Origin of the sequence: Methylophilus medardicus (assembly GCF_006363955.1) — a bacterium.
In the GTDB taxonomy this organism is placed as follows: domain Bacteria; phylum Pseudomonadota; class Gammaproteobacteria; order Burkholderiales; family Methylophilaceae; genus Methylophilus; species Methylophilus medardensis.
This window is the reverse complement of sequence record NZ_CP040948.1, coordinates 1,024,115-1,040,151: the sequence shown is the minus strand read 5'-3', so window position 1 is coordinate 1,040,151 and position 16,037 is coordinate 1,024,115. Positions and strand designations below refer to the sequence as shown.

Here is a 16,037-nt window from a genome sequence, read left to right as displayed (position 1 = left end):
TTATTTTTTATTTAACGCCACAGAGGACACAGCAGTCGCAGAGAATGAATACTCTCAGACGCTGTGTCCTCTGTGCACTCTGTGGCTAAACAATGTCTCACTCAAAAATTCTGATTCTCGATTTCGGCTCTCAAGTCACCCAGTTAATTGCCCGTCGTGTGCGTGAAGCCCATGTCTACTGTGAAATCCATCCATGCGATGTGTCTGACGCGTTTGTGCAAAGCTTTGGAGCAGATGGCATTATCCTGAGCGGCAGCCACGCCAGTGTCTACGAAGCCGAAACAGATAAGGCACCACAGGCGGTGTTTGAATTAGGTGTGCCCGTTATGGGCATCTGCTATGGCATGCAAACCATGGCACAGCAACTCGGCGGCAAAGTAGAAGCAGGCACCAAGCGTGAGTTTGGTTATGCGCAAGTGCGTGCACGGGGCCATTCTGCACTGTTCCGCGACATTCAGGATGCCACCAATGCTGAGGGGCATGGTCTGATTGACGTCTGGATGAGTCACGGCGATAAAGTCACTGAGTTGCCAGCCGGGTTTAAAGTCATCGCCAGCAACGATACCACGCCGATTGCCGCCATGGCCGATGAAGCGCGCCGTTTCTATGCTGTGCAATTTCACCCTGAGGTGACGCATACCAAACAAGGCCAAGCCATGCTGGAGCGCTTTGTGTTGGATATCTGCGCGGCCAAACCCGATTGGATCATGGGGGACTACATCAGCGAAGCAGTCGCCAAAATCAAAGCACAAGTCGGTGATGAAGAAGTTATTTTGGGTTTGTCAGGCGGCGTTGATTCTTCCGTGGCTGCAGCACTGATCCACCGCGCCATTGGCGACCAACTAACCTGTGTGTTTGTTGACCATGGCTTGTTACGCCTGAATGAAGGTGACATGGTGATGGACATGTTTGCTGGCCGTTTGCATGCAAACGTCATCCGCGTCGATGCGACCGAGCAATTTATGGGCAAGCTGGCAGGTGTCAGCGACCCGGAAGCCAAACGTAAGATCATCGGTGCTGAGTTTGTTGAGGTATTCAAAGCCGAAGCCGCAAAACTGAAAGCCAGCGGTAAAGGCCATCAGGGCGCGACATTCCTGGCACAAGGCACAATTTATCCGGATGTGATTGAATCCGGTGGGGCCAAATCCAAAAAAGCAGTCACTATTAAAAGCCATCACAACGTCGGCGGACTGCCTGAGCAACTCGGCCTCAAGCTGTTGGAGCCTTTGCGCGACCTGTTTAAAGACGAAGTGCGTGAGTTAGGCGTCGCTTTGGGCTTGCCGCGCGACATGGTGTACCGTCATCCGTTTCCTGGCCCTGGCTTGGGCGTGCGCATCCTGGGCGAGGTGAAACGTGATTTTGCGTTATTGCTACAACGCGCCGATGCCATTTTTATTGAAGAATTACGCAATACCGTAGACGAAAAAACTGGCAAAACTTGGTACGACTTAACCAGCCAAGCGTTTACCGTATTTCTGCCAGTAAAATCAGTGGGCGTAATGGGCGATGGCCGCACCTATGACTATGTGGTGGCCTTGCGTGCTGTGGTGACGAGTGACTTTATGACAGCACATTGGGCAGAACTGCCCTACAGTCTATTGGGTAAAGTCTCCAACCGTATCATTAACGAGGTGCGTGGCATCAACCGCGTGGTTTATGACATTTCGGGTAAACCGCCAGCCACCATCGAGTGGGAATAACTTTTATTCATTCACCCAATCTAAGATCAATTAGAGAACAAGACGATGAGCACACAATCTATTATCCTCACTGGCGATCGCCCAACTGGCCCGTTGCACCTGGGGCACTTTGTTGGTAGCTTGCGTAACCGCGTTAAATACCAGCACGAATATAAGCAATATGTCATGCTGGCGGATGCACAAGCCCTGACCGACAACATGGATGATATTGATAAAGTGCATCGTAATGTGGTGGAGGTCGCGCTGGACTATCTGGCAGTGGGCATTGACCCAACATTGTCGACCATTTTTATTCAGTCTCAAGTGCCTGAATTGACCGAATTGGCGTTTTATTATCTCAACCTAGTGACCGTCGCGCGGCTTGAAAGAAACCCAACGGTCAAAGAAGAGATTCGTCTACGCGACTTTGAGCGTGATATTCCGGCAGGCTTTCTCACCTACCCGGTCAGCCAAGCAGCCGATATTACTGCCTTTAAAGCGACATTGGTGCCGGTAGGCGAAGACCAGATTCCGATGATTGAACAAACCAATGAAATCGTACGTCGTTTCAATCGCACCTACAAAAACGCGAGCACACAACAAGAAATTCTTGTCGAAACTAAAGCGTTGGTGCCAGAGCTGGGGCGCTTGCCCGGCATTGATGGCAAAGCCAAGATGAGTAAGTCATTGGGCAATGTGATTAATTTGGGTGCCACTGCAGATGAAGTCAGCAAAGCAGTGAAACGGGTATATACCGACCCCTTACACTTAAAAATTGAAGACCCCGGTCATGTGGAAGGCAATATTGCGTTCACTTACCTAGATGCCTTCGATACCGACAAAGCTGCAGTGGCGGAATTAAAAGCGCACTACACCCGTGGCGGCCTGGCAGACAGTATTGTTAAAAAACGTCTCGAAGCCGTACTACAAGAAATGCTGGAACCGATTCGGGTGCGTCGGGCCGAATTGGCGAGCGATAAGGGTTATATTTTGCAGTTGTTGCGTGAAGGCACCGAGCAGGCGCGTGAAGTCGCGGCACAAACCATGCGTGAAGTGCGGGCTGCACTCGGCCTGACGTATTTTTAATGGCACAGCCCTAACATGAGTCGCGGCTTTGTTAAAGAAGACGATCTGGAGCGGGCCGGTACCGATGTGCCGGAACGCCCTATCAGCGAACATGTGAATTATGTGACACCAGCGGGCTTGCAGCAGATACAACAAGCGATAAAACAGTTGGATACCGAACGCTTGCTGCTTGCCGACCATAAAGAAGAACCAAGCGCCCAGCAAAAATTGGCAGAGATAGAACGTGACCTACGTTATTTCTCAGCCAAGCTGGAATCCGCGCAATTAGTAGACCCGGCGCAGCAACCTCGTCATCTCGTACTGTTTGGGGCGAAAGTCACCATAGAAGATGAGACCGGCGAACAATCTGTGTTTCAGATTGTGGGTGAAGACGAGGCTGACATTGCGCAGCGCAAGGTCAGCTATGTGTCACCAGTCGCAAAAGCATTATTAGGGCGCAAAGTGGGTGACAACACCATTTGGCAACGCCCTGCGGGTCCAATAGCACTGGACATTTTAAACATCGATTATTGAAAAACATTATGAACGTCACACAAGCTATTCAAGAACGTCGCTCGATCAAAGCCTACGATCCCAATCACCGCATGACGGAGGCCGAAATCCAGCAGCTGTTCTCGCTGGCCATACTCTCCCCCACTGCTTTTAACATTCAGCACTGGCGCTTTGTCGCCGTCACTGATCCAGTATTACGCCACCAGATCCGGGCGGTAAGCTGGAATCAAGCACAGGTCACGGATGCTTCGCTTCTGATCGTCGTCACGGCGGACCTCAAAGCCTGGGAAAAAGACCCAGCACGTTACTGGGCCAATGCCCCCAAACCAGTGAGCGACTATCTGGTAAAAGCCATTCATGAGTACTACACCGACCATACACAAGCGCAGCGCGACGAAGGCATGCGCTCAGGCAGCATGGCGGCGATGACCCTGATGCTGGCGGCGAAAGAAATGGGCTACGACACTTGCCCAATGGATGGCTTTGATTTCGATGCGGTATCAAAACTGATCAATTTGCCGGCAGACCATGTGCCAGTCATGTTTGTGGTTGTAGGCAAAGCGCTAGAAGCCGCCAAAGCCCGTGGCGGACAATTACCGATGGATGAAGTCGTCATCTACAACACGTTTTAAGCCTCAGGCATGCGGCGACAATTTCGCCATGCCCTTTTTTTAAGCCCCTATTTTATCCGCAGCCCGCTGCGGCAAAACTTTTGAAGGTTTTTCATGTTAATTGCAAATAACATCACCATGCAGTTTGGTTCAAAGCCCCTGTTTGAAAACGTCTCAGTCAAGTTCGGCGACGGCAATCGTTACGGTCTGATTGGTGCGAATGGCTGTGGTAAATCCACATTCATGAAGATTCTGGCTGGCGTATTAGAGCCAAGTAGCGGCAACATTAGCCTAGACACCAATGAACGCATGGCTTTTTTGAAACAAGACCAGTTTGCCTATGAAGACCAGCGAGTGCTGGATGTGGTCATGATGGGCCACGAGCAAATGTGGAAAGCCATGCAAGAGCGTGACGCGATTTATGCCAACCTCGAAGCCACTGAAGATGACTACATGCGTGCCGCCGAGTTAGAAGGCGTATTTGCAGAATATGACGGGTATACCGCCGAAGCGCGTGCAGGGGAATTATTACTCGGCGTGGGTATTCCTATCGAGCAACATAATGGCCCAATGAGTGCAGTGGCGCCAGGCTGGAAACTGCGCGTTTTATTGGTGCAAGCCTTGTTTGCCAATCCAGATGTGCTGTTACTGGATGAACCGACCAACAACTTGGACATTAATACGATCCGCTGGCTGGAAGATGTGGTCAACAATCGTGATTGCACCATGGTCATTATTTCGCACGATAGACACTTTTTAAATCAGGTGTGCACGCATACCTGCGACATGGACTACGGTAAGATCACCTCCTATCCTGGCAACTATGATGATTATATGGAGGCGAGCATTGCCGCGCGCAACCAACAAGCCAAAGACAATGCCAAAGCCAAACAACAAATCGCGGATTTGCAGGACTTTGTACGCCGCTTCTCTGCCAACGCATCTAAAGCCAAGCAAGCCACCAGCCGCGCCAAACAAATTGACAAAATCAAGGTTGAAGAATTTAAGCCCTCCAGTCGTCAGTACCCGTTTATTCGCTTTGAATTTGACGAGCGCGAAAAACTACACCGCAATGCCGTGGAACTGAAAAAGTTGAGCCATGGTTTTGATAAGCCGCTGTTTAACGATGTCGAGATGATGTTTGAAGCCGGTGAAAAAGTCGCCATTATTGGCGAAAACGGCATCGGCAAAACAACCTTCTTGCGCTGTCTGGCGGGCGATTTACAGCCCAAGCATGGAGAGGTCAAATGGGCAGAAAAAGCCAAACTTGGCTATTTTGCGCAAGACCATGAATATGAATTCGCCCAAGGCGAAGACTTGTTCGAATGGATGACTGCACAGCGCCAGCAAGGTGATGATGACAATACCGTGCGCAGCATGTTGGGGCGGTTACTGTTCCCAACCGAGGCCACTAAAAAATCCGTCAAAGTGCTCTCAGGCGGAGAAAAAGGCCGGATGTTATATGGCAAACTCATGCTGGCAAAAACCAACGTGTTACTGATGGATGAGCCCACCAACCACATGGACATGGAGTCCATTGAGGCGCTCAACACGGCATTAGATAAATACAAAGGCACTTTGTTTTTTGTCAGCCATGACCGTGAGTTCGTCAGTTCGATTGCTACCCGTATCATCGAAATCAAAGCCGACCGCATTATCGACTTTACTGGCAACTATGAAGACTATCTGGTCAGCCAAGGTATTGAATAGCCGCAAACGGCGCAAACAGACAAATTGCATCGGGATACATTCCGATACACTGCCGGCCTGATCAGACAAACACCCGATACATTCGGGTGTTTTAATGTCAACATTGCAATTTCGCAATGATGATTAAGGATACATCATGAAACTGAAAAAACTGGCATTCGCAGGACTTTTGGTGTTGGTGTGCGGCACCGCCTTTGCCGAGCATGGCCAAGGTTGTGACAAAGGCAGCTTTGACAAAGCCCACTGGCAACAGCGCCATCAGGCGCATTTTGAACAACATCAAGAAAGATTACACACTATTTTGCAGCTGAGCAGCACGCAGGAAAACGCGTGGAAAGCGTATCAGGCGCAAATCAAGCCCAATGAGCAAGCGGGCCGCCCAGACGGAGCCGAGTTAAATAAACTCACCACCCTGCAACGGTTGGATAAAATGGAAGCCTGGGATAAAGCGCGCGACACGCAGCAGGCGGAACGCACCAAAGCGATTCGTAGCTTTTATGCGCAATTGAATGAGGCACAGAAAAAAGCTTTCGATGAAAATGCCTTTCCGCAGCATCCACACCATGACAGAGCACCACACGATAAACCACACCTTGAAAAACCGCATCAAGAATAAACAGATGGCGGTTTAACGCATCAAACCGGCCACAGTGGCCGGTTTTTGTGCTCAAATAATCTTATTGTAAGTCTGAGACCATGTTTATGACTGACGGCATTCCCGAAACCCATGTGTTAGTAGTTGATGACGATGATGCCATTCGTGATTTATTGTGCGATTTTCTGCAAGATAATCAAATGATCACCCACCAAGCCGCGGACCATACGCAAATGTGGCAACGCTTGCAGACGCATCAGCCCGACGTCATCATTTTGGATATCAATATGCCGCAACGCAATGGCATTGAGCTTTGCCGAGCCCTACGCGAATCTCCTGACTATCGACTGGTGCCCATCATCATGCTGACGGCGCGCACCAGCTCACTGGATACCATCATGGGTCTAGAAACAGGGGCAGATGATTATGTCGCCAAACCGTTCGAGCCTTTAGAATTGTTGTCCCGCATCCGCAGTGTCATCCGCCGCGCACGCATGCACGCAGAAAACCCTAGCCATTTAAATCATGAAGCGCCCGCCGATAGCGGCGTCATACGGTTCATCAGCTTTAATACTTGGACCTTGGATATCCAAAATCGCACCTTAATTGATCAAAGCAACACCAGCATTCCGCTCTCCAACGCGGAGTTTAAGTTTTTGCGTTTTATGCTGTTGCATGCCAACCGCACCCTGAGTCGCGATCAATTGATGGAAGAAATGCACGGCCGCGAAGCCGGGCCTTTTGATCGATCTATAGACTTACAAATCAGTCGGTTAAGACAAAAACTTGAAGTGGATTCTAAGAGCCCTTCCATGATCAAAACCCTGCGTAATGAGGGCTATCTGCTCACGGCAGATGTCCGTTACCTTAAATAAAAGAGCCACTGATTCATGATAAAAAAATGGTTGGGCACCATGTCGGTCCGGATTTTCTTGATCACGGTAATTGGTATTGTGCTGACTGCCGCAGTGGTCAGCATGTTAGGTCAACGCGATTCGCGCGAGAATGAAACACGCCTGCGCGATCAGTTTGCCTTTGACCGCATTGAAAGCATCATCCGCATCCTCGAGGCGACTGTGCCTGAAAAGCGCTCCGAAATACAAGACGTGTTCAAACGGATGGGCAGCCATGTCAGAATGGGGCTCGAGCCGCCACCGCAAGCGGCTTTATTACCCGCAGAACTAGCCAACCTGAATAATATATTGGTGCCTGAGATTGCGGACTTTATTGACCTGTCTCCGGCCAAAAACTGTGCACCGCGTCGATTGCCCTCCCCACCTCCCGGATTTGGCGGCCCACCTCCTCGCCCGCACGGACAATGTTTAGCGGTCTACACCCACTTAGAAGACAACACGCCAGTGTTGATTGAGCTGCACTACGGCGGGCGCCGTCCACCCGGACCACCGAGCGAACGCAATCCCCTCACTATCGTGCTGGCCCTGCTCGGTCTTATCAGCATTATCTGGGTAGTGGCTTCAGTGGCTACGCGCCCGCTACGCAAATTGGCCGATGCCGCCTTGCAACTCGCGCACAATATCGAGCACGCGCCCCTCCCCGAAGCGCAAGGCTCAAATGAGGTGCGCCATGCAGCCAAGGCTTTTAACGAAATGCAGCGCAGCATTCTCAAACATATTCAAGAGCGGGGCTTTATTTTGGGCGCGATTGCGCACGACTTGCAAACACCGCTTACGCGCTTACGCTTGCGTCTTGAAAAAGTGAAAGATGCAGAATTAAAACAAGCCTTGATCAAAGATTTAACAGCCACGCAGGAAATGGTGCGTGAAGGCCTCGATTTTGCGCGCTTGTGCGGTGAAAACATACACAAAGGCAAAGTCGACCTGAATGCCCTGACAACCGCGGTATGTGATGATTTTGCAGATGCTGGCCACCCTATTGTCTGCAACCTACCGGCTGAATCCATCACTATCATGGGCTCCGCACACCTCTTAACCCGCTGCCTGACTAACCTGTTGAATAACGCGACCACCTACGCAACCGCAGCGTCGCTGACGGTACACAGCGACGGCAAACAGGTCTATTGCGAGATTGCAGACGATGGGCCAGGCATCCCGCCCGAAGAACTTACCAATGTCCTGGAGCCTTTCCGCAGATTAGAAGACTCTCGATCGCGCAAAACCGGCGGCACTGGCCTGGGTCTGTCCATCGCACGCATGATTGTTGAAAAACATGGTGGAACATTGTCATTGCATAACAAGCAAGCGCCCGCCTCCGGCTTAGTGATCCAAATCAGATTGCCGCGCCAATAACAGGCTTGTCTGCCTCACATATTTTTGTTGAATAACACTGGCGCCACGGTGTAGACTAGCGCCCTTGCATCCGCCTCCGTGTTTCAACCGCAGTGGTGATGCATCCGGAGAAGTGGCAGAGCTGGTTGAATGTACCTGACTCGAAATCAGGCATACGCGCAAGCGTATCGAGGGTTCGAATCCCTCCTTCTCCGCCAATAAACACATAAATTTATTAGCTTAGCGCTTCTTATATAGCCCTGCTGAGCTGACAAAGTGCTCAAGTCCCCAGTTCATTCGCCCAAATGAAGCATTCTATACGCAGTGACATTTGCGTTTTTTCGATTGTCTTCCAACATCTTTGAACGCATCTACCGATAAATCACGCGCATTCTATCGACCACACGCTTCGCGCGTTTCAGCCATTGAATCACTATATCTGACTGCCTATCGATGACTTGTGATGACTTAATCAGGGACATCCGCTGGCGTGCCAACTACCGCTGCAGGGAGATCGGATAAGGCAGCCAAGGCTGCCGAATGCACTTGTGCGGCAGAGATCACTTCCCCCGTAGCTTTGAGTGGTAAAGCGCGTGTGGCAGTGGCAGAAGCCACGACCGTTGGCCGATACCCTAAGCTGAAGGCGCCACGCGCGGTGGAACTCACGCACATGTGGGACATAAAGCCGACCAGAATCAAGTTTTGAATGCCCGCTTTTTTTAACGAAGCATCAAGCGTTGTGCCAACAAATGAATTCGGATAATTTTTGGTGATGACGGGCTCACCTTCTGCCGGTGACACCGCGTCGACTATTTTTCCAATATGGCTTTGCACATCGTAGGGGCTACCGGGGCCGGCATCGTGTTGAATATGAAAAACAGGCCTGCCGGCATTTCTAAAACGATCTAGCAATAGGCGGCAATCGTTTAACGCTGCGTCCATGCCTTCAAGCTGCATGACACCTTCGCAATAGGTGTTTTGCGCATCAATGATGATTAATGCTGAGTCGGCGATAGAGGTTGAGGCGTCGCCTAAACCGACAATATCTCTAAGGGTTTTTAATGCACGCATGCCACGCTCCGATAGAATTTTAAAGATAGTTTTCTATCATCAGTCTAGCGCGCGTTGATGCATTACGCTACTAAATCATGGTTGTCGTAACTAGTTTGCGGCAGCGGCTACCCGCAGAAAAGATCGCCTTACCAATGCGTCGAGCCTGATGGGTAACCTAGATGGGGAGAAGTAAGATTCGAATGACCTGTTGCTGACAGACCCACAGCGCATGGCAGCTTAGCTGCATTCACTGTCGGTGAGGGCGCGGATTTCTGGCAAGTTGCGCCACCAGCCGTATACGTCCATGCCGCAACCAAACACGTAGCGGTTGGGTACCGTCAACCCAATCACGTCAGCCTGAAGTGGTTTTTGCAGGCCGTTGTCTTTTTCAGTCAATACGGCAGTGAGCACACGGCGCGCACCGGCTTCTTGGCAATGTTGCACCACTGCCGCCAATGTGATGCCTTCATCCAGAATATCGTCGACGACCACGACAATCTGATCTGCCAAATTTAACTCGGGTTGTTTGCTCCAAACGATTTCTTGGCCGGCAGTACCGTGATAACGGTTTGCTTGCAAATAATCGAGTTTGGCGGGCAAGGCTAATCGGCTCATCAAATGTCCTGCGAGATACAAACCGCCTCGCATGACGCACAACAAAATGATGGGCTGATCGATCACCAGCGCGCGCAGTTGCGCGGCCATGCGGTCGATGGCAGCACTGACTTCTGCCGCTGTAAAGACGACGTCAGACTGGTTAATCCAGTGGTCTGGGGAGGCCGTTTGTGCTGCCTGCATCGCTTAGTTACAGTGCCAATGTTTTCAGATAAGCGCTGAAACTTTCTGCGATTTCTGGGTGCTTTAAGGCCAACTCAACGTTGGCTTGCATGAAGCCTAGTTTGCTGCCGCAGTCATAACGTTTGCCTTTATAACGGTAAGCCATGACCTTTTCAAATTCCATCAGCGCAGAGATGCCGTCTGTGAGTTGGATTTCGCCGCCTTTGCCAGGCTTAACGTGCTCTAAGCAATCAAAAATGCGTGGACTCAACACATAACGACCGACTACGGCTAAGTTAGAAGGTGCCTCTTCTGGTTTTGGTTTTTCAACCATGCCCTTCACTTCGAGCAAGTCATCAGTGATGGCTGTGGCATCCACCACGCCATAGCTGCTGGTTTCTTCAGGAGCAACAGTTTCAATGCCTAAAATTGAGCATTGCTGTTGTGCGTACATATCGACCATCTGTTTGGTGATGGATACATCGCCAACCAACAAGTCATCCGCAAGCAATACCGCAAACGGCTCATTGCCAACCACAGGTTTGGCACACAACACCGCATGCCCGAGGCCCAGCGCTTGCGACTGACGAATAAACACGCAACTGACGCCTTTCGGCAAAATGCTATGCACGATATCGAGCAACTTTTGCTTCCCAGCGGCCTCCAGCTCGGCTTCGAGCTCGTAGGCTTTATCAAAATGGTCAGCGATTGAACGTTTGTTACGGCCAGTAATAAAAATCAGCTCGGTGGCACCAGCGGCAATGGCTTCTTCTGCCGCGTATTGAATCAGCGGCTTGTCAACAACGGGCAGCATTTCTTTTGGGCTGGCTTTGGTTGCTGGCAAGAATCGAGTGCCTAACCCGGCTACCGGGAAAACGGCTTTTGTAATTTTTTTCATGGTCGTATCCTAAACAAAATAATTATAAAAATAATCAGCAATACATCTTATTTAACGGTTCAATAGTGATTTTAATTTTAACCACAACACCACGCCCGCTAATACGGCGGTGACGGCATTGGCAATCATTACTGGCCAATCCTGCTCTAAAATGCCATAAACCAGCCAGAGCAGAACGCCAGTGGTAAAAATCGAGTACATCGGCAGTGAGATGCCGCTTAAATCTCTGGTGCGCCATGATTGAATCACTTGCGGTACAAATGCTACCGTAGTGCAGATGGCGGCAATTGAACCAATACACAGATTTAACGCGGTCATTTCAAATCTTCTACTTCGGCACCAAATGCCTGTAACTTTATTTTTTTTAATTGGTCGCGGAATTGCGCAGCTTTTTCGAACTCCAGGTTTTTGGCTGCGTCGTGCATGGCCTTCTCGATCCGCTTGAGCTCTTTGGTCAAATTTTTCTCGCTCATGTTTTCGTAGTTGGCCTGCTCTTGTGCGGCCTTACGCTCACGTTGCGCTTCATCTTTATCATAGACGCCATCAATAATATCTTTGATGCGCTTGGTCACACCTTTGGGCACAATGCCATGTTCAGCGTTAAATGCTAACTGAATTTTACGCCGACGATCCGCTTCGTCCATGGCTAATTTCATGCTGCGCGTGATGCGATTGCCGTAAAAAATGACCTTACCGTTCAAATTTCGGGCAGCACGGCCAGCCGTTTGAATCAACGAGCGCTCAGACCGCAAAAAACCCTCTTTGTCGGCGTCGAGCACAGCCACCAAAGAGACTTCAGGGATATCCAGCCCCTCGCGCAACAAGTTAATGCCAATCAGCACATCAAATTCACCGAGTCGCAAGTCACGAATAATCTCAACCCGCTCTACGGTATCAATATCACTGTGCAAATAGCGCACTTTGACGCCATGTTCGCTTAAGTAATCGGTCAGATCTTCAGACATGCGTTTGGTGAGCGTGGTGGCCAGCACCCGTTCGCCGACCGCGACACGAAGCTTAATTTCACCCAGCAAGTCGTCCACTTGCGTATCGGCTGGTTTGACAGTGATTTCAGGATCTACCAAGCCAGTGGGTCGCGCAATCATTTCGACCACTTGCTGCTGGTGATTTTTTTCATAGTCAGCCGGGGTGGCCGAGACAAACACGCATTGACGCATGATGCGTTCAAACTCTTCAAATTTGAGCGGCCGGTTATCCATGGCAGAGGGTAAACGCCAGCCATAATCCACCAGATTGGCCTTGCGAGAACGGTCACCCAAATACATGCCGCCCACTTGTGGCACGGTGACATGGCTCTCATCAATGATCATCAATGCCTGCTCGGGGAGATAATCAATCAAGGTGGGTGGTGGATCGCCGGGGTTACGCCGAGTCAAATGACGGCTATAGTTTTCGATGCCTTTACAAAAGCCAATCTCGTTCAGCATTTCAAGGTCAAAGCGGGTGCGTTGCTCGATTCGTTGTGCTTCAACCAGTTTGTTTTCACTCAAGAAAAAACTCACGCGCTGGCGCAATTCTTCTTTAATCGTCTCCATGGCACGCACCGTGGCTTCACGCGCGGTCACATAATGGCTGGACGGGAAAATGCGAAAGTTATGGATTTTGCTGAAAACCTGACCGGTGAGCGGATCAAACAGCTGAATCGTGTCGATCTCATCATCAAACAAACTGATACGCACTGCGGTTTCACTGTTTTCTGAGGGAAACACATCAATGATATCGCCGCGGACGCGAAAACAACCACGGCTAAAATCAAAATCGTTGCGGTCGTATTGCATGGCAATCAATTGCGCAACCACGTCTTTTTGGGTGATTTTTTTCCCTTGATGGATATGCAGCACCATGCCGTGATATTCGCCTGGATCTCCAATACCATAAATGGCAGAGACGGTGGCGACAATGATGGCATCTTCGCGCTCAAGCAGCGCCTTGGTGGCCGATAAACGCATCTGCTCAATATGCTCGTTGATGCTAGAGTCTTTTTCGATAAATAAATCTCGCGAGGGCACGTAGGCTTCAGGCTGGTAATAATCGTAATAGCTGACGAAATACTCGACGGCATTATTGGGAAAGAACTCCCTGAATTCGCTATATAACTGCGCAGCCAGCGTTTTGTTTGGCGCCATCACAATGGCTGGTTTACCAATCCTCGCGATCACGTTGGCCATGGTGTAGGTTTTACCAGAGCCAGTCACGCCAAGCAGCGTTTGAAATTTCAAACCATCTTCAATGCCTTGAGTCAGCTTTTCAATGGCTTGCGGTTGATCGCCAGCGGGCGGAAAAGGCTGGTGCAATTCATATTTACTGCCAGGGAAAGTGACGATCACAAGTACAATCTAGAGACAAGAATGGTATAAATTATATTTTAACTGTTTTTGCCGGGATGGGCGCAGGATTTACACATTTCAAAAACACCTGTCGCCTGAACTTTTATCGTAAGCGCCAGTCAGTTCTACAACATTAAAACAGGCATTCAGGGGATTACGTGAAATACTTACTTTTAGCATACCTGCTCATCAGCAGTGCGGTTGCCAATGCCTACAACCAACAAGCGCTCGTAGAGGCTTATTTTAGCGTAGTCATGATCCGTGGTTACAATCTCGATGGTGGCATGGCTTACGGCTCCGGGGTTGTGGTTGGAGACAACACCGTGGTCACCAATTGCCATGTATTACGCGCCACCAAACAGCCTTGGGTATCCCGTGGCGAAGACAGTTACCCGATTACCGAAGTGCGTGCAGATGCCTGGCATGATTTATGTATGGTCACCACACACAACATGCCGTTCAAACCAGTTTTGCGCGGCCACAGCGGTGATTTAGCACGTGGGCAAGAGATTACTGCGATTGGGCACTCCAATGGCGTTCCTGCTCCAATCACCTCGGTCGGTGAAATTCAAGGCCTCTACCCAACCCCGGGCGGCAATATGATCCGTAGCAGCGCCAAATTTTTAATGGGCGCCAGCGGCAGCGGCTTGTTTGATATGGAAGGTAGACTGGTCGGCATCAACACCTTTAAAACCGCAGGCAGCGGTGGCAGCGTGCACTTTGCGCTACCGGTAGAGTGGCTAGATACGCTAGAAAAAATGCCGGCAAGCACTGAGTTTCCCGTCCGTGGCAAAGCACTATGGGAAGAAGACGAAGACAAAAAACCTTTTTATATGCGCGCGGCAGTGCCAGAGTCACGCCAAGACTGGCCAGCCCTACAAAAAGTCAGCCAATTATGGACCGTGCAAGACCCTAACAGTGCAGATGCATGGTTTAGTTTAGGCTTAGCGTTACTCTCACTCAAACAATTAGAGCCCGCCGCCAGTGCATTTGATAAAGCCGTCAACCTAGACAAACAATTCATTGAAGCGTGGTTTAGACGCGGTGATGTCGCCCAGCAACAAGGTGACCAAAAAATGGTGCAGCAGATTGAAACGCAGCTTCAACAAATTGACCCAACCTTAGTCCCTATCTACCAAGCGTATCTCGGCTGCGATCAGCACTGTCAGAAATAACGGCTTGATTATTTTAGAAAAAACCCCTGCGTTAGCTTCCACACGCAGGGTTTTTTGCGTAAAATGTTGCGTTTTTAAAATTTTCGCAGGTTGCGTGATTGGGCCTGTTTAGCATAGTCGACCAACAAGGAAGCAATTTTGAGCCAAGCTGCCGCCAACGTGCTGTCTGCGCGCGTGTTATCCATCAAAGAATCCCCGACTTTAGCGATTACAGCCAAAGCTGCCAAATATAAATCCGAAGGTCGTCCGATTATCGGTTTGGCAGCGGGTGAGCCCGACTTCGATACGCCACAACATATTAAAGATGCTGCCAAAGCAGCCATTGATGCTGGCTACACCAAATACACGCCAGTGAGCGGCATCCCGGCGCTCAAAAAAGCCATCGTCAACAAATTTAAAAATGAAAACGGCTTTGACTACGCGCTGAACGAGGTCATTGTAGGGGTCGGCGGCAAACAAACCATTTTTAACCTATGCCTCGCGGTTTTAAACCCGCAAGACGAAGTCATCATTCCTGCGCCTTACTGGGTCAGCTATGCCGACATCGCCATGGTCGCAGAGGCCAAACCAGTGATTCTCGAATGCGGCATTGAGCAAGGTTTTAAATTGCTGCCCGCCCAACTCGAGGCGGCCATCAACGCCAACACTAAGTTGGTGATGTTCAACTCCCCTTCTAACCCGACCGGCGCGGTTTATACCCTCGATGAGTTAAAAGCCTTGGGCGAAGTGTTGCTTAAGCACCCACACGTATTAGTCGCCACCGATGACATGTACGAGCATGTGAATCTGACAGGCGAAAAATTCCATAACATTTTGAATGCGGCCCCTGGCCTCAAAGACCGCTGCATCGTGCTCAATGGCGTGTCAAAAGCCTACTCGATGACCGGCTGGCGCATCGGCTATGCCGCTGGCCCGGCTTACATTATCAAAGCAATGGAAATCCTGCAAAGCCAATCGACCAGCAACCCCGCGTCTATCTCACAATACGCGGCCGAAGCAGCGCTTAGTGGCTCGCAAGATTGCATTAAACCGATGGTTGCTGCTTTCCGCGAGCGCCACACTTATGTAGTAAACCGTTTTAATGCCATGCCCGGCCTAAGCTGTTTGATGGCGGGCGGCGCGTTTTATGCCTTCCCAGATGCCCGTCAGGCCATTACCAGCCTGCACCAAACAGGCAAAATCAAACAAGCCACCGACATGGCATTGGCTGAATACCTGTTAGAAGAACACAATGTAGCCGTGGTGCCTGGCTCAGCCTTTGGTGCCGAAGGCTATTTTAGAATCTCGTTTGCCACCAGCATGGAAAACTTGCGTGAAGCACTCGACCGCATTGAAAAAGCCTTAAATTAAGCGCAAATAATGCACAA

The 16,037-nt window shown here is 50.2% G+C and carries 15 protein-coding genes and 1 tRNA gene; 11 read left to right on the top strand and 5 right to left on the bottom strand.

Annotation, left to right across the window (positions count from 1 at the left end):
• The first annotated feature begins 92 nt into the window (after window positions 1-92).
• The 9 genes from guaA (at window position 93) to FIT99_RS05105 (ending at window position 8,637) form a co-directional block, all read left to right on the top strand.
• A complete protein-coding gene (gene guaA, locus FIT99_RS05145) occupies window positions 93-1,700 on the top strand; it encodes a glutamine-hydrolyzing GMP synthase (protein WP_140003308.1) in 1,608 nt (535 codons plus the stop codon).
• A gap of 45 nt (window positions 1,701-1,745) precedes the next feature.
• The gene (trpS, locus tag FIT99_RS05140) at window positions 1,746-2,765 is read left to right on the top strand and encodes a tryptophan--tRNA ligase (RefSeq protein ID WP_140003307.1); all 1,020 of its coding nucleotides are present in this window, start codon (window positions 1,746-1,748) and stop codon (window positions 2,763-2,765) included.
• A 15-nt stretch (window positions 2,766-2,780) separates the two neighbouring features.
• A complete protein-coding gene (locus tag FIT99_RS05135) occupies window positions 2,781-3,278 on the top strand; it encodes a GreA/GreB family elongation factor (RefSeq protein ID WP_140003306.1) in 498 nt (165 codons plus the stop codon).
• Window positions 3,279-3,286: 8 nt separating this feature from the next.
• Window positions 3,287-3,889, top strand: coding sequence for a nitroreductase family protein (locus tag FIT99_RS05130; protein WP_140003305.1), 603 nt, complete (start codon window positions 3,287-3,289; stop codon window positions 3,887-3,889).
• Between the two features lie 93 nt (window positions 3,890-3,982).
• Entirely contained in the window at window positions 3,983-5,578 is a 1,596-nt protein-coding gene (locus tag FIT99_RS05125) for an ABC-F family ATPase (RefSeq protein ID WP_140003304.1), read from the top strand.
• A 136-nt stretch (window positions 5,579-5,714) separates the two neighbouring features.
• Window positions 5,715-6,194 carry a Spy/CpxP family protein refolding chaperone gene (locus tag FIT99_RS05120; RefSeq protein WP_140003303.1) on the top strand — a complete coding sequence of 160 codons (480 nt, stop codon included), beginning with the start codon at window positions 5,715-5,717 and terminating at the stop codon, window positions 6,192-6,194.
• 80 nt (window positions 6,195-6,274) lie between these two features.
• Window positions 6,275-7,048, top strand: coding sequence for a response regulator transcription factor (locus tag FIT99_RS05115; RefSeq protein ID WP_140003302.1), 774 nt, complete (start codon window positions 6,275-6,277; stop codon window positions 7,046-7,048).
• A gap of 15 nt (window positions 7,049-7,063) precedes the next feature.
• Complete coding sequence (locus FIT99_RS05110; RefSeq protein WP_140003301.1) at window positions 7,064-8,440, top strand: ATP-binding protein; 1,377 nt, start codon at window positions 7,064-7,066, stop codon at window positions 8,438-8,440.
• Window positions 8,441-8,546: 106 nt separating this feature from the next.
• Window positions 8,547-8,637, top strand: a tRNA-Ser gene (locus FIT99_RS05105).
• A gap of 250 nt (window positions 8,638-8,887) precedes the next feature.
• Here the strand turns inward: FIT99_RS05105 and FIT99_RS05100 are convergent.
• The 5 genes from FIT99_RS05100 to uvrB form a co-directional block, all read right to left on the bottom strand.
• On the bottom strand, window positions 8,888-9,490 hold the full coding sequence (locus tag FIT99_RS05100; RefSeq protein ID WP_140003300.1) for a cysteine hydrolase family protein: 603 nt from the start codon (window positions 9,488-9,490) through the stop codon (window positions 8,888-8,890).
• Window positions 9,491-9,709: 219 nt separating this feature from the next.
• Entirely contained in the window at window positions 9,710-10,270 is a 561-nt protein-coding gene (locus tag FIT99_RS05095; protein ID WP_140003299.1) for a hypoxanthine-guanine phosphoribosyltransferase, read from the bottom strand.
• Between the two features lie 7 nt (window positions 10,271-10,277).
• Window positions 10,278-11,147, bottom strand: coding sequence for a UTP--glucose-1-phosphate uridylyltransferase GalU (gene galU, locus FIT99_RS05090; protein WP_140003298.1), 870 nt, complete (start codon window positions 11,145-11,147; stop codon window positions 10,278-10,280).
• 51 nt (window positions 11,148-11,198) lie between these two features.
• Window positions 11,199-11,465: a SemiSWEET transporter gene (locus tag FIT99_RS05085; RefSeq protein ID WP_140003297.1), complete on the bottom strand. Its 267-nt coding sequence runs from the start codon at window positions 11,463-11,465 to the stop codon at window positions 11,199-11,201.
• The gene (gene uvrB, locus FIT99_RS05080; protein ID WP_140003296.1) at window positions 11,462-13,495 is read right to left on the bottom strand and encodes an excinuclease ABC subunit UvrB; all 2,034 of its coding nucleotides are present in this window, start codon (window positions 13,493-13,495) and stop codon (window positions 11,462-11,464) included. Before uvrB ends, FIT99_RS05085 begins: the two co-directional genes overlap by 4 nt.
• A 158-nt stretch (window positions 13,496-13,653) precedes the next feature.
• Here uvrB and FIT99_RS05075 point away from each other — a divergent pair, with 158 nt between their 5' ends.
• Together FIT99_RS05075 and FIT99_RS05070 are read left to right on the top strand one after the other, a co-directional pair.
• Window positions 13,654-14,670 carry a tetratricopeptide repeat-containing S1 family peptidase gene (locus tag FIT99_RS05075; protein WP_140003295.1) on the top strand — a complete coding sequence of 339 codons (1,017 nt, stop codon included), beginning with the start codon at window positions 13,654-13,656 and terminating at the stop codon, window positions 14,668-14,670.
• 138 nt (window positions 14,671-14,808) lie between these two features.
• Window positions 14,809-16,020 (top strand): pyridoxal phosphate-dependent aminotransferase, encoded by a 1,212-nt coding sequence (locus FIT99_RS05070; protein ID WP_140003294.1) that lies wholly within the window; start codon window positions 14,809-14,811, stop codon window positions 16,018-16,020.
• Window positions 16,021-16,037: the final 17 nt, after the last annotated feature.